This window comes from Nocardia sp. NPDC041819 (assembly GCF_055590505.1).
Genome location: NZ_JBVJAP010000006.1, coordinates 372,507 through 395,057, shown reverse-complemented (window position 1 = coordinate 395,057; position 22,551 = coordinate 372,507). Strand labels below are relative to the sequence as shown.

Here is a 22,551-nt window from a genome sequence, read left to right as displayed (position 1 = left end):
TCATCGACTCGAGCGGTTTGCACCGCATCGTCGGCCGGGAATCGGTAGACATGATCAAGTCCGGTGGCTACCGCATCGGCGCGGGAGAGGTGGAGCAGGCGCTGCTGGCGCACCCCCGCGAGCATGCCCCGGAAATTCAGGGGCGCGGACGCCTCACGCTCGCACCCCGTGCTGCGGCAGAATTATGCAGACCGAGTGTGGCAAAGGATGGGCGGTGGCGACGATCCGTACCTGGAAATCGAACTCGACCCGTCGCGCGCGGCGTCGAACCCGCACCGAAGTCCAACGGCGCACCGCCCAGCTGCAACCTTTCACACTGACCGCGTTCGGCCGAATCCTGGCCTCGGCCAGTGGTATCCCGGTCAGCATCGCGGCCAGCTCCACTCTGCCGCCAGCGGTGGCGGGCAGGTGGCTGCGCACCGGCACGGGAGATCTCATCGAATTCGATGCCGACCTGCCCGAGATCGCCCGCATCAACACCGTGCTGCACGAAGCGGGCCACATCCTGTACGGCCACGCCTCCGTCGAGCATCGGGTCGACGCGGGCCAGGCGCTGTGTTCCGTACTCGGTCCCGCAGCCATCGCGCGCTTCGCGCACGTCAGATACCGATCGGCCTACGACACGGGGAGTGAGCGCGAAGCCGAGGACTTCGCCAGGCAAACCCTGCGCACGATCCTGTGGAGTGACGCGGGCACCGGTGAGTCTGCCGGGTTGCTCACGGCGCTGGGCTTTCCGCGCACTCGGATCGAGTAGGCGAGTGGCACAGTTCGCCGGGGCGATCTCGGCGTTCTTCGGTGTGGTTGTCGGCGCGTTGGCATGGCAGCTGGCACCGCAAGGGACTCGGGGACAATGGAGGCCCATCGCCATCCTCGGGTTGGTCGCGCTCAGCTACCTCTTGCTCGCTCCGGCCTTCCAAGGTGTGTTCGCGCCTATCCGGGTCAACACCGCATACTTGTTGAGCAACTTGTGCGCTGTGACCGCAATAGTCCTGACCACCCTATACTGGCGAAACCATCTGTCCGCCGATCCGCCGACGCGGCAACGGGTACTCGTGGCCCGCGCGGTATACGGGTCTGTCGGGGTAGTTCTGGTCTCGCTTTTCATGACTTCGCCGCAGCAGCCGGATGGACTGGGCTTCGCGCGGGAATTCTCCGGGAATCCGCGAATGCAACTGTACTGGGCTGTCCAGGCGATCGTGGTGATCCACGCGATGTCCACCATGGCGGGTGCGGCGGCTCGCGCCGGTGTGCACGAGCGACAGTGGCGGCGAATCCTTTTGAGTGTGCTGACAGGCGTGTGCGTCCTGCTCGTCGGGTACGAGATCTGGGTGCTCGTCGTCGTCGGTCTGTGGCCTGCCATGCCGCCGCTGTGGGCGCAACGCCTCACCATCTCGTTTCAAGTCGTGGTGAGTGTTCTGCTGGTGGTCGGCACAACCGGCCCGGTCGTGCTGGGGATACTTCGAAGCGCTCGACTGGCCCGGTCCTACATCGAACGACTCGCACCCCTGCACCATTGGCTGACGCAACGCTACCCGCAGGTGCGATTCCGCTCCCGCGTGAGCAGGCGCGCGGAAACGCGCGTGACCGATATGTTGATCGAGGTCAGTGACGCCCTCCGACTGCTGCAACGCGAAGCGCCGGCGTTGGCCGCGGCCTACCGGCTGGACCACGAATCGATCCGCGCCGCAGCGCGCGACAGTCCCCGCCACGCGGCCTACGAACTCACTGCCGCAGAGCTTTTCGACGCCCGAACCCCTTCGATCCTGAGCGCAAACCGCGCGGACGGGTAGCCGGGCTCCGGCGCACACCGACCGCGATTACCCAGATGCTCGCGGCGGAAATGCGGTCGAACAGGCCCCCGGTCGGGCCTCGCTACGCATCATGACGGGGGTTCAGGCAGATCCGGCGGGTCCGGAGGAAGCCCTTCTTGTACGCGGAGGAACTTCAGGTAATCGATCAACGAGGCCAACGACTGCTGGGACAGGTCCATCGCGCGGAAGGCCACGGCTTCGAGGCCGGGTGCCGTACTCAGGCGCAGGTATTCGATCTCTTGGCGGCCGCGCTGCCAGGCTTCCTCATCGGTGAAGAATCGAATGTCCACGTCGAATGCCGCGGCCAGTCCGGTGGCATGTTTGAGTGAGGGATTCTGCTTCAGCCCGGACCGCAATTGCGCGACGTACACCGCCGAAATCGGGTAGCCGAGCTCGGTGGCGCGGCGCGCTATCTCATCGGCGGTATAGCGTCTGCCTTCGGGGTTCGGCATCGTTCGGAACAAGTACTCGAGTCGGTCGGAGAAGGCGCCATTGCCCATACCGCGCGCTCCTTCTCGGCTCGAACTCTGCTTCGATCAGCGATTATGCTACAGCATAACCGTTCGAACGCGGCGCGCACCGCCCTCGGCCCTTGCGTCATCGCCACCGAACTCGGCGGGTGCTCGACGGGGCAACCCGTGGCGTATCGGTGGGTCCGTCCGCAACTCGTCTACGGGCGTGTGGGTTACGGGTTCCGCAAGGCGGCGGACGATGAGGTGTCAAGGTGTGACTCGAGTCATATTGAAGCCGCGCTAGCGCGTGTGCCGAAGCACAATTATTATACTTCAGTATAATTTGTGAAGCTGCGACGGTTGCGCCGATCGCTGCATCTTTGCTAGGGAATGGGTTGAAGCATTGGCATACACAGTCGCGATGCCGTGCGCGACCGGCCATTCGTCGACGAATGGTCCCGTGGACTGCAACTACGTCGGTCCAGATGAACGTATCGACTGTGTGCCTGTAAGTCGGTCTGCGCGGTCGAGGCCATCTACTTCGAATCGGCTGTGCTCGAACAGTGGCATTCCAGCCGTCGTTTCGCCGATTGAATCGGCGCGACTTACGGGCCGTCGGCGGTGCAGCGTTACCGGCAGGGTGCGCGTGGGCGTGCGCGTCCACGGTGCCGCGCAACGGATAGTGGGCTGAGATGGGAAGGACGAAAGACGTCATGGGACTGCTGACGAAAGGGCCGTTCGAGATGGTCGGCCGGGCCGAGCGAACTCTCGTCGACGTGGAATCGGTCTTGTGCCGGGTGGAGGACACGTTCGCCAGGACCGAGGCGACCCTCGACGTCGTCAGCGCCACGTTGACCACGGCGGCGCAGACAATGGTGGCGTCTCGGACCACTCTCGCGGCGGTGGACGAGCGGCTCGCGGAAGTGAACACCATGACGCGTGAGGCCGTCGCGCTGATGGAGGGGACACGCGCCCTGCTGGACGACCTGCTTGCCGTAGTGGAGAAGCTGGCGGCGCAACCGGTCACCGGGGGCATTCAACGGTGAGACATCGAGATCGCCCGCACTAGCGACAGCAAACTCGATCACCGCCCGGCAAACCGCCCATTCCGGCCCGGGCCGAGCCGTCGCATGCGTCGGCGCCTGCCGGATGACCTTCGCGCTGCCCCGCGAATGTCAGTCGGCAATTCCCACCATCCGCGATCGGGCTGCGTACCATCACCGACATGCAGCTATCCACCCGCAATCAACTCGACGGCACCGTCATCTCCATTACCCGCGGCGAAGCCATGGCCGTGGTCCGGGTCCGGCTCACCGGCGGTGACGAGATCACCTCCTCGATTACCCGTGACGCGGTCGACGACCTGGAACTCACCGAGGGCTCGGCCGTCAAAGTCCTCATCAAAGCGACAGAAGTGGCGCTCGGCGTCGAATAGTCGCGCTGCTGCCGGACCGGCGAATCCGGCCGCACGGGCTCACCCGACTTCTCGGCCTGCCGGGTGCCGCCAGCGCTCCACGACGACCTGGTAGTGATCGTCGTAGATGATCCGGCCCGGAGCATCGGAGCTCAGGCGGGACCATTCGATACCGTGGGCGTCCAGAATCTCGAGGTAGCCGTTCACGCGTGCGATCAAATGGGTGGCCGAGGACTTGAACCACGCTTCGGCCTCCGGATGGCGGCCTCGGTCGTAGGGCGAGGGATCGAGGCGTCCTGGATCGACGAGATTATCGTGATACCAGTGATTTTCACGGCGCCGGAACTGCTCTTGCTGTGCGGTGAGGCACCCCGCCCACGCCAGGCCGTTGACCAATGCGAAGACTCCGGGGTACCGGCCGCGACGGTTGGGCGCCGCCGCCTGGTATCGGATGAAGCGCATGTCGGCCGCGTCGGTCTCGGATGCGGAGCGCAACAGTTCACCTCCGCAGTCGGCGCAGGGCTTCGGTGCAACGGGATTCACCATATCTGCGAATCCGCCCTTCTACCGCGAAGCATGCCGGGGTCGGCGGGGGAGATTCCACGCGGGTGCCGGGATCGAGGGGCCGGCGGTTCGGTTCCATTGGTTTTGTGTCGCGGAATCCGGTTCTGAGGCAGAGACTTCCGGTTCCTCGTCGGTGCCGAGCAGGGATTGTCCACACTCACTGGCACCGCACTTCGTTCGGCTTCGTGCGGCCTACCTGTCCGCATCCATGGGAGACATCGTGACCGAGTCCGTCAGCCGGCTGCCCACCGCCGGAGAGTCCGTCTTCGATACCTATGAGCGAATCCGCACGCGCGGGCCACTCGTTCCGATCGAGCTGCCCGGGAACGTCTCGGCCTGGCTGGCGGTGAGTCATCAGGCGGTGGGCGAAATCCTCGCCGGCGACGGCACGTTGTTCAGCAAGAACGCCCGCAACTGCCCCGCACTCCACGACGGCACTATTCCAGCGGATTGGCCGCTGCGCGCGTTGACCGACATCGACCATCTGCTCAACAAGGACGGCGACGACCACCGGCGAGTGCGCAGAACGATCGCCCAAGCGTTCACTCCCGGTCGAGTAGCCGCGCTCGAACCGCGAATCCAGCGGATCGCCGCCGAACTCATCGACGACCTTCGCGATCGCACCGGCGAGATCGACTTGGTCTCCGGTTTCACCACACCCCTTCCGGTACGGGTGATCTGTGAACTGTTCGGGGTGGCCGCCGACGAACAACCGCAGATCCGGCGCTGGACCACGACGGTGGTTTCGCACACCAGCACAGGGGAGCAGACGCAGGCGGCGGTGCAGGAAATGCTCGCGTATCTCACCGAATTGCTCGGCCGCAAGCGGCGCACTCCCGGTGACGACCTGACTTCCGCTCTGTTGCAGGCCAACGACGAGAGCGGGTTGACCGACGACGAACTGGTCCAGACGTTGTGGTTGGTGATCATCGCCGGCCACGAGACGACGGTGCACTTGTTGGGCAACGCGGTCATCGCGTTGTGTTCGCATCCCGCGCAACTGGCCGAGGCCAGGGCCGAGGAGCGGTGGTCGGACGTCGTGGAGGAGGTCCTGCGTTTCCGTTCGTCGGCCTGCGTCATGTTCAATCGGTATGCGCTGCGCGACGTCACGATCGCCGGGGTAGATGTTCCCGCAGGCGCGATCGTGGGCTGGTACGCCGGGGTCGGGCGGGATCTACGACGGCATCCGGACGCCGATGTCTTCGATATCGATCACGATCACCGAGATCAATTGGCTTTCGGTCGAGGGCCGCACTTCTGTCTCGGCGCGCCTCTGGCGCGCCTGGAGAGCCGGGTCGCGCTGTCGACGCTGTTCAACAGCTTTCCCCGGCTGCGCTTGGCGTGTGAGCCGGACTCCATCCCGCTCAGCCCGCAGTTCATCACTTGCGGGCCGCTCGCTCTGCCTGTGCTCCTCGGACCCATCGCGAGTTGAACGGTTTCCCGGCCGGTAGTCGTCGTCGGGCTGCTGAATGGGCCGGTATTCACGAACGTAGTAACTGCCTCACCCGCGCTGCCTCGCGGGTGAGGTGGTCGCGCTCCGGTGCGCTGGTGGCCGCGCGGGAGGCCTCGGCGTACAGCTCGGCGGCCTGCTCGAGTTCGCCGGCGCGTTCGAGGAGATAGGCGCGGACCGCGGTGTACCGGGGCAGGTCGGGATCCACCTTGCTCAACTCTGCCAAGCCGGCCTGCGGTCCGTCGGCCTCGCCGACCGCGACCGCGCGGTTGAGTCGCACCACCGGGCTACCCGTGAGGTGCAGTAGTTCGTCGTACCACTCCACGATCTGCACCCAGTCCGTCTCTGAGGCGCTCGGCGCATCCGCGTGCAGGGCGGCGATCGCGGCCTGTGCTTGATATTCGCCCAACCGGTCGCGAGCCAGTGCCGATTGCAGAATCGTCACTCCTTCGGCGATGAGGCCGGTGTCCCACCGAGATCGGTCCTGTTCACCGAGTGGCACCAACCGCCCGCCCGGCCCGAGGCGAGACGCGCGGCGGGCATGGTGCAGCAGCATGAGCGCCAGCAGGCCCGCGACCTCGGGCTCGTCGGTGGAGCCTGCCAGCTGGCGGGTGAGGCGGATCGCTTCGGCCGCCAGATCGACGTCCCCGCTGTAACCCTCGTTGAAGACGAGATAGAGAACGCGCAGCACGGTCGCCAGATCACCGGGTTGATCCAGTGGCAGCCCGGTGATACGCCGCTTGGCCCGGCTGATCCGTTGTGCCATGGTCGCTTCGGGCACGAGGTATGCCGCCGCGATCTGCCGCGTCGTCAGGCCGCCGACCGCGCGCAGCGTCAACGCGGCGGCCGAACCGGGGGACAGCGACGGGTGCGCGCACAGGAAGTAGAGCCACAGCGAGTCGTCCGTGCCCTGCACCGGACCGCTCGGCGGCTCGATCTCCACGGCGAGTTCCCGTTCTCGCCGCGAGGTTTCGGCCCGGGCGATGTCGAGGAATTTGTGCCAGGCGGCCGCGACGAGCCAGGCTTTCGCATCGCGCGGTGGATCGTCCGGCCAGCTTCGCAGAGCGCGAATCATGGCCTCCTGCACGGCGTCCTCGGCCGACGCGAAGTCGGCTCCGCGCCGGACGACGACGCCGATCACCGCGGGCACGAGCTCGCGCAGCAGTGACTCGTTCACTCGGTCACCGTGGGCAACGCGGTGAGGAACGGCCGCACCTCGAGCCACTCCTGCACCGGCTTCCCGCCCGCACCGGGCGCCGCGGACAGCTCGGCGGCCAGCTCGAGTGCGCGCTCGTAGGTATCGACGTCGATCACCATCCAGCCGGCAATCAGGTCCTTCGTCTCGGCGAACGGTCCATCGGTGACCGGTGGGCGGCCCTCGCCGTCCGAGCGGACGAACGTGCCCTGCGGGGAGAGCGCTTGACTGTCGACGAACTCGCCGGTCGCCTCGAGCCGCGCGGCGAAGTCCTGCATGTACTGCACGTGGGCCGCCACTTCCTCCGGGGTCAACTGGTCCATCTGCACATCGTTGACCGGTGCCGGTGCACCGCGGTAGTGCTTGAGCAGCAGGTATTTGGCCATCATTCTCTCCTTGCAGTAGTAGGGCACATTCTGGCCGCATCGATCTCAGGCGTGCCGGCGTTCGGCCCGCTGCCGGATCAGCTCCTCGACCGCGCTGGGCAGGGTGTTCTCGAAGTCGATGAGTTTCGCCCAGGTCGGGGTGACGACGATCCGCACCATGCCGTCGTAGAGCGAGCGGACCTCGGCCTCCCACTCGACGCGCTGCTCGGGTGTCATCTCGTAGCTGCCGTTCATCCGCAGATACTCGTCCGGGATGCCGTCGACGACGTCCAGCTCGGCCCGCCCGCGGATGAGCAGGATCTTCGGCGGGTGGACCTCGGTGTCGACGGACAGGGCAACCATCGGGTTTCGGCGCAGAGCGGGCAGCTTGGGGGCGTTCTTCGTGGTGCACAGGACGATCTCCGAGCCGTTCCAGGTGAAGGCGATCGGGATACTGCGCGGCGTGCCATCCGTCGCGACGTAGGCGAGGCGGGTCAGGTCGCGGGCCAGCAGCTCCTGGCTGATCGGTCGGTTCAGGATCTCGGTGATCTCGGTCGGTCGCATGGTGATCGCTCCTGCGTCGGCGTCGTCGAGCGGCATGTCCGTGGCCGCTCGTATCCCTGGGACGGAGCCGGCCGGACGTTCTCGACATCCGAGGCGGAGATTTCTCGAAAATTTTCTGGGTCCGATCGCACTGTTCATCAGGGGAAGGTCGCCGGGCGGTCGCTGCCGCCTCCCCTTCGCCGACCGCGGGATCTCTATCGCGGTTTCGGCGCGTTACCCGCTGTTCGCGCGGGCGGCTCGGGCTCCGGGGGGATCGCAGGCTATCGCTGGGCGAGCTGTTGCGCGCTGGCGTAGGCGAGGTGGAGGAAGTCCGCGCCGGTCAACGCGGCCAAGGCGTCGGCGACCATGCGGGTGGCGCGGGGCGCGAACACGTGACCGATGGTGAAGCCGGTGATCACCCAGACGTCGAAGCAGAACGGGCAGGTGAGCAGCTCTCCGATGCTGTGCTTCCACCCGTCGGCGGCCTTGGGTTCCTCCATCACCTCGCCGGGGCCTCCGTCGCCGGTGGGACGGGTGAACGGGGCGCGTAGGGGTGCGGTGATCGTGTCCTTGGTCGCGGTGCGCGACAGCTTGTGTGTGGCGACCGCGGTGACGACCAGCTCATGCACGCTCATGGCCCGCGGCAGTTGCCGGCGGGTCAGCCTCCCGAGCAGAGCGACCACGGACACGGTGATGCCGAACATCGCCATCGTGGCGAGGTAGCCGCTCATCGAGCGTTCGATGTCGGTCATGGGGCGCCCTTCGACTGCGGTCATTCAGCGGGCATACCCGCACGAGCGGCTCTGACTCCCGAAGCTGTCCTGAACCCGACCGCCACTGCACTACGCCATATATCGCCGATAGCCTTCACCTCCATGCCACCTTCTGGTTCGCACTCGCACGACCTCCGCGCTGTCGTCTTCGACTGGCGAGGCACTCTGGTCTCAGAACTTTCCCCCCAACGCTGGACGCAGGAAGCGCTGCGACGGGCCGGTCGCAGACACGACGACGACGCCGCCATCGCCCTCCTCCAGGACATTCGAACAGCCGCCGGCCAACCGAACCGCCTGCAATCACCGCAGGGAAACACGAGCGCCGCTCGTCACCGGGAGACCTACTACGCGGTCTTCGCGGACGCCGGACTCGACACCGAACTCTCCGACGCGCTTTTCGCAGTGGATTCCGACCCGACCTACAACCATTTCGCTGCCGACGCCGCGGCTACTCTCGCCACTCTGTTCGAGGAGGGCTACAAGATAGGTGTGCTCAGCAACATTCACTTCGACATCCGGCCCTTCTTCGCCGAGGCAGGGCTGTCCGATTTGATCGAAACTTTCGTCCTGTCGAACGAGCACGGGATACAGAAGCCCGACCCTGCCATATTCCGCGTGACGTGCGAGCAACTCGGCACTCGCCCCGAGGAAACCCTCATGGTCGGAGACCGGCCTTCCCGAGATGGCGCAGCCGTGGAGGTCGGGATGCCGACCCTGCTCGTCCCTTCTTTGACCGATCCTCAGCGGCGTCAACTCCACCTGGTCAGCAACGCCCTCGGTGCCGATCATGTGCCGGGCGAATCCGATGTCCCAGGTTCGGAGGGGTTCGACGACGTGGTGGAGCGCCGGACCACCCGGCCGGCCGCGGCGCGCACCACCGTCCGCGGCGTCCACACTTCTCGAGGCCGGCGTCACGGCAGAATGATCGGATGATTGCGGGGATCGACGGCTCATGTTCAGCTCGAGGCCAACTGATGATCGGGCTCGGACGGTACGCATCGCTGATGAGAACGCACCACGGGACTCGAAGCCCACTCGTCATGGTCGCCGTGTGCGCGACCGCCGTGCTGTCGGCTTGCTCGTCATCGAGCTCGGAGGCAGACTTCACCGCCACCAGAGATCAGCCCTTGGTGATCTCGCTGGACGATCTGCTGGCCGAGACCGGCGGCAGCGCCGCGGTCGGGATCGCCGATCCGCAGCACGGCGCGATCACCCGGCGCACCGACGGTGCGGTGGTGTACACGCCGGCGGCCGGGTACACCGGCCTCGACAGCATCACCGTGACCACCACCGACGCCGTGAAGTTGTTCACCCCCGATATTCCGCCGTTCGGTGAGTTCGGTGGCGTGAGCCTGCAGGGCAGCGGATACGGGTCGGCGTTCACGCCGGTGCCCGGATCGACCGACGAGTTCTATGGTCTCACCGACCGCGGGCCGAATGTGGACGGCAAAGGCAAGAACGAGAAGCTCATTCCCGCACCGACATTCACGCCCAGCATCGCCAAGTTCAAGCTGGTCGGCACCAAAGCGGTGCTGGAAAGCGTCATCCCCTTGAAGAACTCGGCGGGCCGCCCGTTCAACGGGCTGGTCGACACCTCCGCCGGCACCGGCGAGACCATGCGCGACCTCAACGGCGCCATCCTGCCGCCCACTGATCACGGCCTCGACACCGAGGGCCTGGTCGCCATGCCCGACGGCAGTTTCTGGGTGTCCGACGAGTACGGGCCGTTCCTTGTGCATTTCGGCGCCGACGGCACCGAGCTGGAACGGCTGGCGCCGGGCCGAGGACTGCCCGAGGAGCTTTCGTTGCGCACTCCCAACCAGGGTATGGAGGGGCTCACCGTCACGCCGGACGGCGGCACCCTGGTCGGCATCATGCAGAGCGCATTGAACGAGCCGGGTGTCGCGTCGACGCGCGAGGTGCCCATGGCCCGGATCGTCACCGTGGATCTGAAGACCCGGGAGGTCAGCGAATTCGTCTATCCGCTGGAGGAGCCGAAGCAGAAGCTCGCGGTCTCCGAGATCACGGCGCTGAGCAACACCACCTTCCTGGTCGACGAGCGTGACGGAAACAAAACACCCAAGGCGAACAAGAAGTTGTGGACCATCGACATCACCGGTGCCACCGATATCGGACCGCGGGCGAAGGTCGAGGGAACGCAATACCATCCGGAGCTTGGCCTGCTCGTGGACGGGAAGCCGCTGGAACTCCTAGTCGGTGCCGTGTCCACCGCCGATGGCGTCGCCACGCTGCGGAAGGCGGGCGTCACCCCCGTCACCAAGAAGTCCGGCCTGGACCTCGGTGGCCTGCTGGACGGCCTGAACGCCGACGGCACGTTCTTCGGCCACGACAAGATCGAGGGCGTTGCCACCCGCGACGGGGGCAAGACCCTTTACATCGCCGCCGACAGTGACTTCGGCGTCGAGGCCGCCACCGGCGATCAGCCGCCGTTCGGACTGAAGGCGAAACTCCTCGCCAACGGCATGCAGGACACCGGTGAGGTGCTGATGGTCGACACCACCGCACTACCCGCCGAGACGCACGCGCGGACGATCACGATCACAGTCAAGTAGATCGCACCAGGCTCCACGAAGCCGAGTTCATCGTCACGGCGATCCATCGAATCCGGCGACAGGCGTCCGGGCTGTGCGCGGAGAATTGCTTCGTTCCGGCAAGCTGCCGACACCTCCGAAGTTCGGATCACCAGGGGCGCGGGTCCTGTCCCGCCGGTGATCGTCAATAGCCGTCAAGCTGGCTTTGCCCCCACCGGACCGCTTGCTCCCGGGTCGATTTGGGCGCGGGCCGTCCATTCTGCGACATCCCCGGTCACATCGATGGTTCCCCGGTCATTCGGACCGTAGAGCCGCCGCCAGATCTCCGGTAGATCGGAACCGAGTTCCAGTGCGGCGGCGTAGCTTCCATGCACGGCGTAGAACTGGGCCAGGTTCCGCCGGGTCATGAGAGTGAACGGATGCTCTGTGCCGGAAACCTTCTCGCGCGTGGCCAGCACTTCGCGATACAAACGAGCGGCGCCATCCGGGTCACCGCAGGCCGCGGTCCACCTGGCGAGATTGTCCTTGGCCCACATCGTGTCGGTGTGCTCGGGTCCGAGCACGCTTTCGCAGATCGGCACGAGTTCCAGCAACTGCCGGCGCGCTCGTTCCGGGTCACCGGCTTCGCCGACCCATCGGGCGTACTGGTCGCGGGAGTGCAGTACGTCGGGATGAGTCGAGCCGAGCAATCTTTCGAGTTCCGGCAGGAAGGCGGTGTACTGATCGCGCGCACCGACGATGTCACCGGCTTGGCCGGTACTGAAGCCGAGATCGGCGCGGATCCGCAGCTTCTCCCGTTCGTCCCGCTCCAAGTCCAGCAGCTCGGTGAGCATTGTCACCGCCCCCTCGGGATCACCCGTCTGGACGTGCCAGTTGGCCAGTTGCACGCGCGGCAGGAGAGTTTGCGGATGGTCGCGACCGAACATCGCGGTGCAATCCTCGACGAGCCCGGCGAACATCGCGCGTGCCGCGAACGGCTCACCGGCCTCGCCGGTCCATCGGGCCGAGCGGGCGCGGGCGGCCAACAGGTCCGGGTGTTCCGGCGGCAATGTGTCTTGGAAGGCCACCAGCCAGTTGGCCCAGGACGCTCGATTGTCGATCGGACGCCGGTGGGTGTCCGCGGCGTCCAGGAAAGCTACGGCGCGAGCGGAGTTTCCGCTGGCCAGATAGTGTCGAGGCGCGGCGGTGTGCGCGTAGGCATCGATATCCGGACCGGTTACCGCGTCGAACGCGGCGGCGAGTGCGCTGTGCGCGTCGAACAGTGCGGTGGGCCATTGCGCGCAGACGATCTGTCGCAGCGGGCCGGTGAACGCCGCGTGTGACAGTCCGACCCTTTCGTTATCCAGACCCGGATGGCCGCGTGCGACGAGCACGCCGAGGTCGACCACCACGTCGCGCAGTCGCGGCAACGGCACCGGCCACCCGAGCTGCTGGAGCGCTTCGCCGACCAGCGGCAGTGGCGCGGTCGGGCCGACGCCGACCGCTGCGAGCAGCGCGCCGACCGGCAGCGCGATCTCTTCGTGCACCCGACGCCGACGGGTCGCGTGGAACCTCGACGCCACCAGGGAACTCAGGTCCGCGCCGTCGATGTTCGCATCGCGCCGATCGATTTCGGTGATCAATCGCGGGATCAACCATCCGCCGCGCACATCGTCGGGCAATTCGTGCAGCGTTCGGTCGAGCCGGTGGGGGATGGCGCCCTCGGTGAGGACCACCTCCGCCAGAACTTCCCGGACGGTGGGTGGTTGCAAGTGGACACGGCGGGCATGCGCGATATCCGGATGATCCACGACGTCGGTGCCCGACCGGATGCCGACGATCACCCGGACGTGGCGCAGCCGTTCGTCGGTGGTCAACGTGGCGACGGCGGCGAGGACGCTGCTGCGGCATCCCTCTTCCGGCTGGTCGAGGCCGTCGATGAGGATGCGGATGCGTCGGCCCGCCCTCCGCATCCGATGCAGTGGCCGCATGATCTCGATTTCGAAGGCGCTGAACCGCTCCAGGTCGGTCAGCTCCGCCCGCACCGCGCGGCGGACCGCGTCGAATTCGGCGCCGAACCGTGCGCCGAGTTGGTCGCACAGCTCCAGAAGCACCGACTCGATGGTGCTCGTGACGTCCAGGAAGACGGCGGCGGTGACGAATTCGGCGGTCAACGCATCCAACGTCGCCACCAGGCCCGGCCGGATGAGCAGCGACATCAGTGTCGATTTCCCGGCCCCGGCCGGTCCGATCAACGCCTGCAATCGATCGCCGCCTGCTTCGACGATGTCGGCGAGGGTCTCCTGCACGTGCGAGGTCAAAGAGACGCTGCGCACCAGATCATCCACCAAACCCGCCGCGGGTCTGCCGGTCACCGCGTCTCTGGAACGGGACCGGTTGGGCACCAGCCACAGGCCCTGGTCCCCGCGGCGCACCTGAGTGCCGTTGAAGGACAAATGCCGTGCGGTCTGCCGTTGGCACGCGCTGCTCAGCTCCGGCGTGAGATCGGCGCACAGCAGATTCGTTCCGCTGCCGGGTAGGCCGGTATCGAAGGTGCGCAACAGTGTTCGACTGAAACATCCGTCGTATGCGTTGCCGTCGTCCGAGGCGACCAGCAGTTCCATTCGTCCCGCGGTCTTCTCCAGCATCCGCACCCAGCGGTTCCCCGCGCCGATCGCGCCGGTGCCGGCCTCACACGCATCGACGAGAACGATGAGCCCGTCCAGTGCCCGCGTATTGCCCAATTGCTCGGCTACGGCATTGACCAGGTTGAAGCCGGAATCGGAATCCAGAGGCATTTCCGAGTCGGCGGCGAGTAGATAGAAATCCTCGTCGTTGGCGGTGAACCCGTGACCGATGAAGGCGATCAACAGCGTCGCTCCCAGTTCGTCGGCCTGCTGGAACGCGGCTTTGACGCGCCGCTTGAGTTCGATGACCGTGGGGTCGACCAGGGGGCCGTCTCCGATCGGTAGCCAATGGCCGGCCGTGGTGAAAGCCGCGTAGAGCGCCGCGGCCAGCTCACCGGTGAACCCGAGTCGCGGGAATGCCGCGCACTCCGACGCGACAACCAGAGCCAGCCTCTCCGTCATGGAAGAACTATCGGGCAGGGCGACCCACGGGCACAACAGCGCTCGGCGGTAAGGACTGTGCCGAACATGCCGGACACCGCGTCCGGACGAGGATCCGCCGCACCCGTCATGATCTTGTAGCCGGGACACCGCACTCGGTGCGGAGTGACTGCGACTTCACCCTGTCCATCCAACGAATAGAAACGTAGGTGACTGCCAATGCCGAAAATCGTGTTGTTCGGCGCCACCGGGTACACCGGCCGCCTGACCGCGGAAGCTTTGATCGCCCGCGGGGCCGCACCCGTGCTGGCTGCCCGCAATGCCGCCGCGCTCGAGAAACTGGCCGCCGACCTCGGTGGCGCGGAGACCGCGGTCGCCGACGTGACCGAGCCCGACTCGGTACGGGCCCTGCTGGGCCGGGGCGACGTGCTGGTGACGACGGTCGGGCCGTTTCTCCGATACGGCGGACCCGCACTGGCCGCGGCCGTGGCGGCGGGCGCGCACTACTTCGACTCCACCGGCGAAGGCCCATTCATCAGCACGGTGTTCGACCACGACGACGAGGCCCGCAAGGCGGGAGTGGGCCTGCTGACCGCGTTCGGGTTCGACTTCGTGCCCGGCAACCTGGCCGCCGGTCTCGCCTTACGCGAAGCGCCCGACGCCGTCCGCGCGGACATCGGCTACTTCATCGCCAGCCCCGGCGCCAGCGGGGGCACTCGAGCGTCCATGGCGGGGATGCTGTTCGAACACGGCTTCGCCCTCCGCGGCGGCCGGATCGTGCCCGAGCGCACCGGCTCACGGATCCGCACCTTCGACGTCGCCGGCCGCCCGCGTACAGGAGTATCGATTCCCGGATCGGAACATCTCGCGCTGAGCCGCGCCTACCCGCGGCTTCGGGAGGCCGACGTCTACCTCGGCCTGCCGCCCGCGGCCGCTCGTGCCATGCAGGCCGGCTCCTTGCTCACCGGCGCGCTCGCACGGGTGGAGCCGGTGAAACGGCTGGCCGAAGGCGCGCTTGAACGCGCCGTGAAGGGCTCGACCGGCGGCCCGGGGCGCGAAGCACGGGCCCGCACGCGCTCCTGGGCGGTCGCCGAGGCATCGGACGACGCCGGCCGCGTCCTGGCGTCGGTGACCTTGGCCGGGGTCGATCCCTACGACTTCACCAGCGCGATCCTCGCCTGGGGTGCACAGGCCGCACTGGACGGCGGCCTGCTCGGCGTCGGCGCTTTGGGCCCGGTCGAGGCGTTCGGCCTGGAGGCGCTCACCGCCGCCGCGGCCGATGCGGGGTTCAGCCGGTAGAAGTTCGCCGCCGCCGACCCACTCGACCGCCTCCGCGCGCCACGACGTGCGCGGACATTTCCAGCGGCGGCCCGCAGGAGTGGTACGCGACGCGCATGCGCTGAGCGCCGATGTCGGTGGTGGTCGGGCAACCGCTGAGCGGGTGGCTGCCCGGCATCGACAACCGTCACGGTGAACTGCGAGTTCGCCGCACCTCGGGGCCTGCCCGCTTGCCGTGGGAGCCGATCCGCCCCCGCATTCACCCTCGACCGCGTCCGGTCGGCGGCGGCAACCGAAGCGGGGGCGCTACTGACGACAACCGGCGTGACATTTTCGCGACCATTTCGTAATGTATCGGTGACCTGTTCTCGACAGTAACCGGTAACCGACATAATGCCTGGCCAACACCGCAAACGCACCGCAGCCCGGAAGCTCACCGCTCTGGCTGTGTGCGGTGTCGCGGCAACTCTCGCCGTCGTGCTGTGGGCGGCGATACGACCGGGCCCGGCCGCTCAGCACGTCGCGGCGGTCGATTCGCGGCCGTCGACCGCCGTCGAAACCGTCCCGGTCCCGACCATCGTTCCGCCGATGACTCAGCCGGTGCCGGCCGCGGCGGCAGTCGAGCCATCACCACCGTCGGAGAAGAACGCCCAACAGCACCCGCCTCCCTCCGTTCCGTGCTCGACGGAACTCGCCGGCACGAGGCCGCATGTGGCAAGGGTGGGCAACCTGCTCAAGAAGACGTTCGGCCTCACCGACGTCGGTGGCGCCGTCGGGCGCGCCGACGGCGACCACGGTGCCGGCCTGGCGCTCGATCTCATGACATCCGATTCCGCGCGCGGCGACGCGATCGCCGAATTCGTGCTGGCCAACAAGCAGCGGTTCGGTGTGACGTACGTGATCTGGCGGCAGCGGTACAACGACGGCAGCGGTTGGTCGTACCTGGAAGACCGCGGGAGCCCGACCGCCAATCACTACGACCATGTGCATGTGTCGTTCGAGAAGGCTGCCGAAGTGGACGTCACCTGCTGAATACGCACTGTATGCGCCGACGGGTCGCGAGCGCTTCGATCGGCCTGCCCGCGCCTGACCGCTTGCTGCCATCGACGTCACGACCTGGCGATCTCACCGGTGGGTATCCGATCGCAGTGATATCGCGGCCCTCACTAGCATCGATACGGCGAGAATATCGAGGAATCCGAGGACTGCGTTGACTACCGAACAACTTGACCGCTGGAACGCCCAGGAAGCCGCCGCCGAGGCGATGATTCCCATCATCGGCACGTTGTATCGGCGCAAAGGGGTGACGATCCTGCTGCACAGCCGGTCACTGGTGAACAAGTCGGTGATCAGCATCCTGCGGACGCACCGCTTCGCGAGGCAGATCGAAGGCGAAGAGTTGTCGGTGGACCAGACCCTTCCCTTCCTGCAAGTACTCAGCGATCTGGATCTGGGCCCCTGCAAAATCGATATCGGTCAGTTGGTCATGACCTATCGCACCGACGATCGCGGACTGTCGATCCGCGAATTCACCGCGGCGGTGCTGGCCGAAGTGACCAACGGCAACAAGGCTCAGTCGCCAGGCCCCAGGGACGTCGTCCTCTACGGCTTCGGCCGCATCGGTCGCCTGGTCACGCGCCTGCTCATCGAGAAGGCCGGATCGGGTAACGGTTTGAACCTGCGTGCCGTGGTGGTTCGCAAGGGAGGCGACGACGATCTGGCCAAGCGCGCGTCGCTGCTTCGCAGGGATTCGGTTCACGGCCACTTCAACGGCACGATCAAGGTCGATACCGGCAATGACACGATCACCGCGAACGGGAACGTGATCAAATTCATCTACAGCGATGATCCGACGACGATCGACTACACCGCGTACGGGATAAACGACGCGATCCTGATCGACAACACCGGCAGGTGGCGTGATCGTGACGGGCTGTCGCAGCATCTGCGCCCCGGCATCGCGAAAGTTGTTCTCACCGCACCCGGCAAGGGCGACGTTCCGAATATCGTGCACGGCGTGAACCACCGCGGCCTGGACCTGTCGCAGCGGATCTTCTCGTGCGCCTCGTGCACGACAAACGCGATTGTTCCGCCGCTCAAGGCCATGGATGACGAGTACGGCATCATCCGCGGGCACGTCGAGACGGTTCACTCGTTCACCAACGACCAGAACCTCCTGGACAATTACCACAAGGCGGACCGTCGCGGCCGGTCCGCGCCGTTCAATCTCGTGCTCACCGAAACCGGTGCCGCGTCCGCGGTCGCGAAGGCGATGCCGGACTTCAAGGCCAAGATCACCGGCAACTCGATTCGTGTCCCCACCCCTGATGTATCGGTCGCGATCCTGAACTTGCAGCTGGAGCGCAAGACGACGAAAAGCGATGTGCTCGAGTACCTGCGTCAGGTTTCCCTTGCCGGGCCGTTGAGCCGGAACCTCGATTACACCGCCGCCACGGACGTCGTCTCCAGTGACTTCATCGGATCGCGCGCAGCATCGATCATCGATGCCAATGCCACGATCGTCGAGGACGACACCGCGATCCTGTATGTCTGGTACGACAACGAATTCGGCTACTCGTGCCAGGTCGTACGGACGGTGCAGTACATCTCGGGCATCGAGTATCCGACCTACCCGAGGGTCGCCGCGCGGCTGGACAACGCCACCGACTCACGTGTGCTGACTGCGACGGACGCGCGGTAAGTCGCGCAGCCGAGACTGTGGGGCGGTTGCGCTTCCGTCGGCGAGGAGCCGGCCGCGATCGTCGAAGTGAGGTGGATGCCGTCGTCCACCGGGAAGTCGGCGTCGAGGCGGAATCCGAGTCGTTCGGGGTGCTCGCGGTACACGCGACCGCGAGGCTACCGGCGGCGACCGCGGCCGCGGCGGCGGCGACCGCCCTGGTGAATGGCCGCCGCGCACGGCCTCGGGCTCACCGGGGATCGCTTCTGGCTGTGCGAGGTTCACCCGGGTGCTGCCAATCACCAACTGTTACAGCATGTTTCGGAGGTGTTGAGCAAGGGTGAAACGATTGGGTCGACTCGGTGAAGCTGCCGCCGAGACTCCCTCGGTTGGCCGGTATCGGTAAGGGACTGTACGATCGACGCGATGATCACTCATTCTGTTCAAAGATTGGGGGTTCCATTCGTGCAAGGTGAGTGCTGATGCTCACTCACATCGCGAATGAGGACGACTCCCGCCTTTCCTTCTGGCAGCGTGTGCGTGAATTCGCCGTGCCGCCCTCCATGATCGAGTCTGCTGCCGCCCGCCGTCGGGTGGGGGACTGGGCGGGCGCGTGCGCCGCGGCAGGCTTCGATGTCGATTTCACCCTGCGGTCGGTGGCGCGTAGCCACGGGCACGAACTGGCGGCTCGAATTCGGGCCGATCTGCGCCATCTGGCTCCTGACCTGTTGCGCTGGCATCTGCCGAGGGTGGCCCCTGACGGCTTGCTGCGACCGGGTCTGACCATCGCCTTGGCGCGGTACGACGCGGCACCGGACCAGCGCGGCGGCGCACGTCCCGTGCACCTCGTCGTTCGGACCGCGCCCGCGTGGGCGGATGCCGGTCAGCGAATCAGCCTCGCGCTCTGGGACGGGACCGGCACCGGCCCGCATCCGCATCCTCGTCCCGACCGCCGTTTCCGCCTGGATCTCCATCGCCATCTGTGGGACGCGCGCAGAGTCGATGAGCTGCGGGTCCGGTCCGGTGCCGAGTGGCCCGCCGACAACCGCCCGACGCTGGACTCCCAGTTGCTTGCCACGGTGCCGCAGGTCCGCCGCTGCGCCGTCGACCGATGGGCGGCCGAGGCGGAGATTCTGCGCCACGCCGAGGGACGGCCCAGCAGTACTTTCGTCGTACGGTTCGGCGGCGGACGGCGGCTGGTTCTGGACCTGGACACCGGCGAAGGCGGCGGGCCGCCCGTGATGCGGATCGCGTCGGGATACCCGGTCGGCGGCGTCTCCGCGCTGCCGGTCCTGCCCGACGCGGCGACCTGGGTGCTGCCTGATCTGGAACTGATCCGTACCGGCTCGATAGCGGTCGATCGGCTGCATCCGCTGGTCGCCGCGGCACTGGTATCCGACTACTCGCCGAGCGATCCGCCCCGCGTCCCGGAGCGGGCAGGTCCGCCGCGCATCGTGCAGTGCAAGGGGGAACAGCACCGGATCGGGCTGGTCGACGGTGTTTTGGCCGCGCTGGACCACGATCAGGCCGAGATCCGGCGAGAGGAACTGCTGGTCGCCCTGACCGGCACTCCGTTGCCTTGCCTGCAAGCCATCGATGAGGCGCACCGTCATCCGGATTGCCTGGCAGGCGTCCGTGAACGTTTGGACCATGGCGATACCAGCGGCGCGCTGGCCATCGTGGAGGGACTGCTCGGTCCCGACGCATTACTACGCGACGGTGCTCTGCGCGGCGAACTCGAAGCATCCGCGCGACGGCGAATCACCTACGGACTGTTCCGGGCAGGCCTGTCCGAGCCCGGAATCGGCCGCATTCCCCCGGTTCGCCGTCCACGCGATCGCCGTGCGCGTCCGCGCCACGCGACCTTCCACTGACCTCGCGACCTCCGTCCCCAGGTCCACTCGACTCGCTCCACCGACCCTCGAGGTGATCACATGCTTTCTGCTGTCCGCACGTCCGCCGATCCGGCTCACCCCTCCCAACTCGACGTCGCCGAGGAGTTGCTGACCCGGCTGCGCGAGGTAACCACGGAACCACGCTCCGACACCCAGCTGGAGGCCCTGGCGCTGGCCGTGGCCGCCGACCTGCCGGTTCTCCTGTGGGGTGAACCGGGGATCGGGAAGACCGCGGCCCTGACCCAGCTCGCCACCGACCTGGACCTTCCGCTGACCACGGTCATCGCGAGTGTGCATGAGCCGTCGGACTTCTCGGGCCTGCCCGTCATCGGAGACGATCCCGCCGAACAGGGAGTCCCGATGGCTCCGCCGGACTGGGCCGTACGGCTCGTCCGGGCCGGCCGCGGGCTGCTGTTCCTCGACGAGCTGTCCACCGCGCCGCCCGCCGTGCAAGCCGCTCTGCTCCGGCTGGTCCTGGAGCGGCGGATCGGCGCCGTCCAACTGCCCCCGGGTGTCCGGATCGTGGCCGCGGCCAACCCGCGATCCTCGGCGGCCGACGGCTGGGAGCTGAGCCCGCCGCTGGCCAACCGGTTCGTGCATCTGCAATGGATGCACGATCACGACGTCGTCGTCCGCGGCCTCGGCGGGACCTGGCCGCACGCGACACTGCCGCGGTTGGCTCCGGAGAAGTTGGGCGAGGCAGTGGCTTTCGCCCGCCGCGCGGTGTGTACGCTCCTCGCGGCTCGTCCCGCTCTCGTGCATCAGATCCCCAGCACGGAAACCCGCCGGGGTGGTCCTTGGCCGTCGCCTCGAAGCTGGGAGATGACGCTGTGGCTGATCGCGTTCGCCACCGCGGCCGGTTCGTCCCGGGATGTGCTTTCCCTGCTGGTCCGGGGCACCGTGGGAGATGGGCCGGGCTTCGAACTGCTGGCCGGCCTGGACCGGATGGACCTCCCGGACCCGGAGGCGCTGCTCGCCGATCCGGCGGGCGCCGCATTGCCCGACCGAGGGGATCTGCGCCAGGCCGTTCTCGACGGCGTTGTGGCGGCAGTCCGTAAACGCCCGGAGAAGTCCCGCTGGGATGCGGCATGGGCGCTGTTGGTCAAGGCTTCGGCAACCGGCGCCCCGGATCTGATCGTCGTTCCCGCAACCACTCTCGCCACGCTGCGCCGAGACGACTGGGAGGTGCCCGCGGCGATCGAGGAACTCGCCGGAGTGGTGTCGGTGTCCCGGGAAGCGGATCGGGCAGCCGGCCGCGTCGCCGCGAGGGCAGGCCGATGATCGCGAACGCGCCGGGGACACTGGACCGCGACAAGCTCTTCGCCGCCCGATTGCACGCCGCCAGAGTGCGGCCGTATCTGGCGACCGCTCTGTTCGCACTGCGCGTCGTCGAGTCGCGACGAGTACCGACGATGGGCGTCGACCGGCACTGGCGGTGCTACGTTTCGCCGGCCTTCGTGGACCTGACTTCGGTGGAGGATTTGGCCGCCGTGTGGGTGCACGAGGTGTCGCATCTGCTGCGCGACCATCACGGTCGCAGTGACCGATTCGCCCGGCAACACGAGCTGACCGGCCCGGCGGAACGATTGCGGATGAACATCGCCGCGGACTGCGAAATCAACGACGACGCATTCGGCGACGGGCTGGCCCGGCCCGGCGACGCTGTCACGCCCGCGTCGTTGGGGTTGCCCGAGGGGGAGCTCATGGAGGACTACCTGCGCAGGTTCCGGCTCGGGCCGGATACGCAGGGCATAGCTTGGCTCGACTGCGGTAGCGGCGCCGACGGATTGGAACGCGAGTGGGAGCTGGGGCCCGACGGTGCCGACGGCCTGAGCGAACAGGAACGAGACGCCGTCCGGTTCCAGGTGGCGCAGGGCATCATCGGCCGTCCGGGGAACGCGTCCAAAGCATGGCAGCGCTGGGCGGCAGAGGCCTTCCACCCGCCACAGCCATGGCGCGATCTGCTCGGAGCGGCGGTCCGCTCAGCGGTCTGCGGCGCCGGTGCGGGCGAGGACTACACCTATGGCAGGCCGGCGCGGCGCTCGGCCGGGGTGCCCGGCGTGGTGCTGCCGAGTCTGCGGCGAACGCCACCTCGGGTCTCGGTGCTCATCGACACATCCGGGTCGGTCAGTGACACCGAACTGGGCAGCGCGCTGCTCGAAGTAGCGGCTATCTCCCGTGCCGTGGGCGGCCGCCGCGACCTGGTCACCGTGCTGCCGTGTGACGCGGCGGCCAGGATCGTGCACCCGCTGTGTCGTGCCGAGCGAATACCGCTGGTGGGCGGCGGAGGCACGGACCTGCGCACCGGGATCGCCAAAGCCCTGCGAACCCAACCCCGGCCCGATGCCCTCGTGATCCTGACCGACGGCCAGACACCCTGGCCGGCCAGACGGCCACCATGCCGGACGGTGGTGGGCATGTTCCGGCGGCAGAACGACACTTCGTGGCGCGAACAGGATCCCGATTACGTTCCCGACGCGCCGCCCGCATGGGCTCGGGTAGTCGATATCGGGTAGGTGCCCGCTGATGCGGGTC

The 22,551-nt window shown here is 67.1% G+C and carries 20 protein-coding genes; 13 read left to right on the top strand and 7 right to left on the bottom strand.

The genetic code is table 11. The annotated features are described in order from the left end of the window. Positions 1-214 precede the first annotated feature (214 nt). Both ACZ6DL_RS20735 and ACZ6DL_RS20730 read left to right on the top strand, forming a co-directional pair. Positions 215-754 (top strand): hypothetical protein, encoded by a 540-nt coding sequence (locus tag ACZ6DL_RS20735; protein WP_466053251.1) that lies wholly within the window; start codon positions 215-217, stop codon positions 752-754. A 349-nt stretch (positions 755-1,103) separates the two neighbouring features. Further along, a complete protein-coding gene (locus ACZ6DL_RS20730) occupies positions 1,104-1,790 on the top strand; it encodes a hypothetical protein (RefSeq protein ID WP_466053249.1) in 687 nt (228 codons plus the stop codon). 89 nt (positions 1,791-1,879) lie between these two features. Here the strand turns inward: ACZ6DL_RS20730 and ACZ6DL_RS20725 are convergent, their stop codons facing one another. After that, entirely contained in the window at positions 1,880-2,311 is a 432-nt protein-coding gene (locus ACZ6DL_RS20725) for an XRE family transcriptional regulator (RefSeq protein WP_466053247.1), read from the bottom strand. 644 nt (positions 2,312-2,955) lie between these two features. Between ACZ6DL_RS20725 and ACZ6DL_RS20720 the strand changes: the two genes are divergently transcribed. Next, positions 2,956-3,309, top strand: a complete 354-nt coding sequence (locus tag ACZ6DL_RS20720) for a hypothetical protein (RefSeq protein WP_466053245.1) — start codon at positions 2,956-2,958, stop codon at positions 3,307-3,309. Positions 3,310-3,488: 179 nt separating this feature from the next. Continuing rightward, positions 3,489-3,698, top strand: coding sequence for a TOBE domain-containing protein (locus tag ACZ6DL_RS20715; protein WP_040871865.1), 210 nt, complete (start codon positions 3,489-3,491; stop codon positions 3,696-3,698). A 39-nt stretch (positions 3,699-3,737) separates the two neighbouring features. Here the strand turns inward: ACZ6DL_RS20715 and ACZ6DL_RS20710 are convergent, their stop codons facing one another. Next, positions 3,738-4,172, bottom strand: coding sequence for a hypothetical protein (locus ACZ6DL_RS20710; RefSeq protein ID WP_466053243.1), 435 nt, complete (start codon positions 4,170-4,172; stop codon positions 3,738-3,740). A gap of 289 nt (positions 4,173-4,461) precedes the next feature. Between ACZ6DL_RS20710 and ACZ6DL_RS20705 the strand changes: the two genes are divergently transcribed. Beyond that, entirely contained in the window at positions 4,462-5,673 is a 1,212-nt protein-coding gene (locus ACZ6DL_RS20705) for a cytochrome P450 family protein (protein ID WP_466053242.1), read from the top strand. Between the two features lie 49 nt (positions 5,674-5,722). Here the strand turns inward: ACZ6DL_RS20705 and ACZ6DL_RS20700 are convergent, their stop codons facing one another. From ACZ6DL_RS20700 to ACZ6DL_RS20685, 4 genes are all read right to left on the bottom strand, one after another. Then, the gene (locus ACZ6DL_RS20700; RefSeq protein ID WP_466053240.1) at positions 5,723-6,868 is read right to left on the bottom strand and encodes an RNA polymerase sigma factor; all 1,146 of its coding nucleotides are present in this window, start codon (positions 6,866-6,868) and stop codon (positions 5,723-5,725) included. Beyond that, on the bottom strand, positions 6,865-7,272 hold the full coding sequence (locus tag ACZ6DL_RS20695; protein ID WP_466053238.1) for a YciI family protein: 408 nt from the start codon (positions 7,270-7,272) through the stop codon (positions 6,865-6,867). The genes ACZ6DL_RS20700 and ACZ6DL_RS20695 overlap by 4 nt, the downstream gene beginning before the upstream one ends. Before the next feature lie 45 nt (positions 7,273-7,317). Continuing rightward, positions 7,318-7,851 (bottom strand): pyridoxamine 5'-phosphate oxidase family protein, encoded by a 534-nt coding sequence (locus ACZ6DL_RS20690; protein ID WP_466053237.1) that lies wholly within the window; start codon positions 7,849-7,851, stop codon positions 7,318-7,320. 224 nt (positions 7,852-8,075) lie between these two features. Next, positions 8,076-8,570, bottom strand: coding sequence for a DUF1360 domain-containing protein (locus tag ACZ6DL_RS20685; protein WP_466053235.1), 495 nt, complete (start codon positions 8,568-8,570; stop codon positions 8,076-8,078). 99 nt (positions 8,571-8,669) lie between these two features. Here ACZ6DL_RS20685 and ACZ6DL_RS20680 point away from each other — a divergent pair, with 99 nt between their 5' ends. Together ACZ6DL_RS20680 and ACZ6DL_RS20675 are read left to right on the top strand one after the other, a co-directional pair. Continuing rightward, entirely contained in the window at positions 8,670-9,500 is an 831-nt protein-coding gene (locus tag ACZ6DL_RS20680; RefSeq protein ID WP_466053233.1) for an HAD family hydrolase, read from the top strand. A 71-nt stretch (positions 9,501-9,571) separates the two neighbouring features. Next, entirely contained in the window at positions 9,572-11,140 is a 1,569-nt protein-coding gene (locus ACZ6DL_RS20675; RefSeq protein ID WP_466053232.1) for an esterase-like activity of phytase family protein, read from the top strand. A 173-nt stretch (positions 11,141-11,313) separates the two neighbouring features. On the opposite strand, the gene ACZ6DL_RS20670 is transcribed toward ACZ6DL_RS20675, so the two are convergent. Further along, positions 11,314-14,187: a tetratricopeptide repeat protein gene (locus tag ACZ6DL_RS20670; RefSeq protein ID WP_466053230.1), complete on the bottom strand. Its 2,874-nt coding sequence runs from the start codon at positions 14,185-14,187 to the stop codon at positions 11,314-11,316. Between the two features lie 198 nt (positions 14,188-14,385). Between ACZ6DL_RS20670 and ACZ6DL_RS20665 the strand changes: the two genes are divergently transcribed. The 6 genes from ACZ6DL_RS20665 to ACZ6DL_RS20640 all read left to right on the top strand — a co-directional run bounded on the left by ACZ6DL_RS20665 (position 14,386) and on the right by ACZ6DL_RS20640 (position 22,532). Further along, positions 14,386-15,465, top strand: a complete 1,080-nt coding sequence (locus ACZ6DL_RS20665) for a saccharopine dehydrogenase family protein (RefSeq protein WP_466053229.1) — start codon at positions 14,386-14,388, stop codon at positions 15,463-15,465. Between the two features lie 372 nt (positions 15,466-15,837). After that, positions 15,838-16,476, top strand: coding sequence for a VldE C-terminal domain-containing protein (locus ACZ6DL_RS20660; RefSeq protein WP_466053227.1), 639 nt, complete (start codon positions 15,838-15,840; stop codon positions 16,474-16,476). 178 nt (positions 16,477-16,654) lie between these two features. Beyond that, a complete protein-coding gene (locus tag ACZ6DL_RS20655) occupies positions 16,655-18,145 on the top strand; it encodes a glyceraldehyde-3-phosphate dehydrogenase (RefSeq protein WP_466053225.1) in 1,491 nt (496 codons plus the stop codon). A gap of 458 nt (positions 18,146-18,603) precedes the next feature. Then, positions 18,604-19,995, top strand: a complete 1,392-nt coding sequence (locus ACZ6DL_RS20650) for a hypothetical protein (protein ID WP_466053223.1) — start codon at positions 18,604-18,606, stop codon at positions 19,993-19,995. A 60-nt stretch (positions 19,996-20,055) separates the two neighbouring features. Further along, a complete protein-coding gene (locus ACZ6DL_RS20645) occupies positions 20,056-21,297 on the top strand; it encodes an AAA family ATPase (RefSeq protein WP_466053221.1) in 1,242 nt (413 codons plus the stop codon). Continuing rightward, positions 21,294-22,532 carry a vWA domain-containing protein gene (locus ACZ6DL_RS20640; RefSeq protein WP_466053219.1) on the top strand — a complete coding sequence of 413 codons (1,239 nt, stop codon included), beginning with the start codon at positions 21,294-21,296 and terminating at the stop codon, positions 22,530-22,532. The genes ACZ6DL_RS20645 and ACZ6DL_RS20640 overlap by 4 nt, the downstream gene beginning before the upstream one ends. The last annotated feature ends 19 nt before the right edge of the window (positions 22,533-22,551 follow it).

What these genes read in the sequence shown, in the direction of transcription:
- ACZ6DL_RS20730 (WP_466053249.1), top strand. Translation starts at nt 1,104, where the DNA reads ATGACTTCGCCGCAGCAGCCGGATGGACTGGGCTTCGCGCGGGAATTC.
- ACZ6DL_RS20725 (WP_466053247.1), bottom strand. Translation starts at nt 2,311, where the DNA reads ATGGGCAATGGCGCCTTCTCCGACCGACTCGAGTACTTGTTCCGAACG.
- ACZ6DL_RS20720 (WP_466053245.1), top strand. Translation starts at nt 2,956, where the DNA reads ATGGGAAGGACGAAAGACGTCATGGGACTGCTGACGAAAGGGCCGTTC.
- ACZ6DL_RS20715 (WP_040871865.1), top strand. Translation starts at nt 3,489, where the DNA reads ATGCAGCTATCCACCCGCAATCAACTCGACGGCACCGTCATCTCCATT.
- ACZ6DL_RS20695 (WP_466053238.1), bottom strand. Translation starts at nt 7,272, where the DNA reads ATGGCCAAATACCTGCTGCTCAAGCACTACCGCGGTGCACCGGCACCG.
- ACZ6DL_RS20690 (WP_466053237.1), bottom strand. Translation starts at nt 7,851, where the DNA reads ATGCCGCTCGACGACGCCGACGCAGGAGCGATCACCATGCGACCGACC.
- ACZ6DL_RS20685 (WP_466053235.1), bottom strand. Translation starts at nt 8,570, where the DNA reads ATGACCGCAGTCGAAGGGCGCCCCATGACCGACATCGAACGCTCGATG.
- ACZ6DL_RS20680 (WP_466053233.1), top strand. Translation starts at nt 8,670, where the DNA reads ATGCCACCTTCTGGTTCGCACTCGCACGACCTCCGCGCTGTCGTCTTC.
- ACZ6DL_RS20675 (WP_466053232.1), top strand. Translation starts at nt 9,572, where the DNA reads ATGAGAACGCACCACGGGACTCGAAGCCCACTCGTCATGGTCGCCGTG.
- ACZ6DL_RS20670 (WP_466053230.1), bottom strand. Translation starts at nt 14,187, where the DNA reads ATGACGGAGAGGCTGGCTCTGGTTGTCGCGTCGGAGTGCGCGGCATTC.
- ACZ6DL_RS20665 (WP_466053229.1), top strand. Translation starts at nt 14,386, where the DNA reads ATGCCGAAAATCGTGTTGTTCGGCGCCACCGGGTACACCGGCCGCCTG.
- ACZ6DL_RS20660 (WP_466053227.1), top strand. Translation starts at nt 15,838, where the DNA reads ATGCCTGGCCAACACCGCAAACGCACCGCAGCCCGGAAGCTCACCGCT.
- ACZ6DL_RS20650 (WP_466053223.1), top strand. Translation starts at nt 18,604, where the DNA reads ATGCTCACTCACATCGCGAATGAGGACGACTCCCGCCTTTCCTTCTGG.
- ACZ6DL_RS20645 (WP_466053221.1), top strand. Translation starts at nt 20,056, where the DNA reads ATGCTTTCTGCTGTCCGCACGTCCGCCGATCCGGCTCACCCCTCCCAA.
- ACZ6DL_RS20640 (WP_466053219.1), top strand. Translation starts at nt 21,294, where the DNA reads ATGATCGCGAACGCGCCGGGGACACTGGACCGCGACAAGCTCTTCGCC.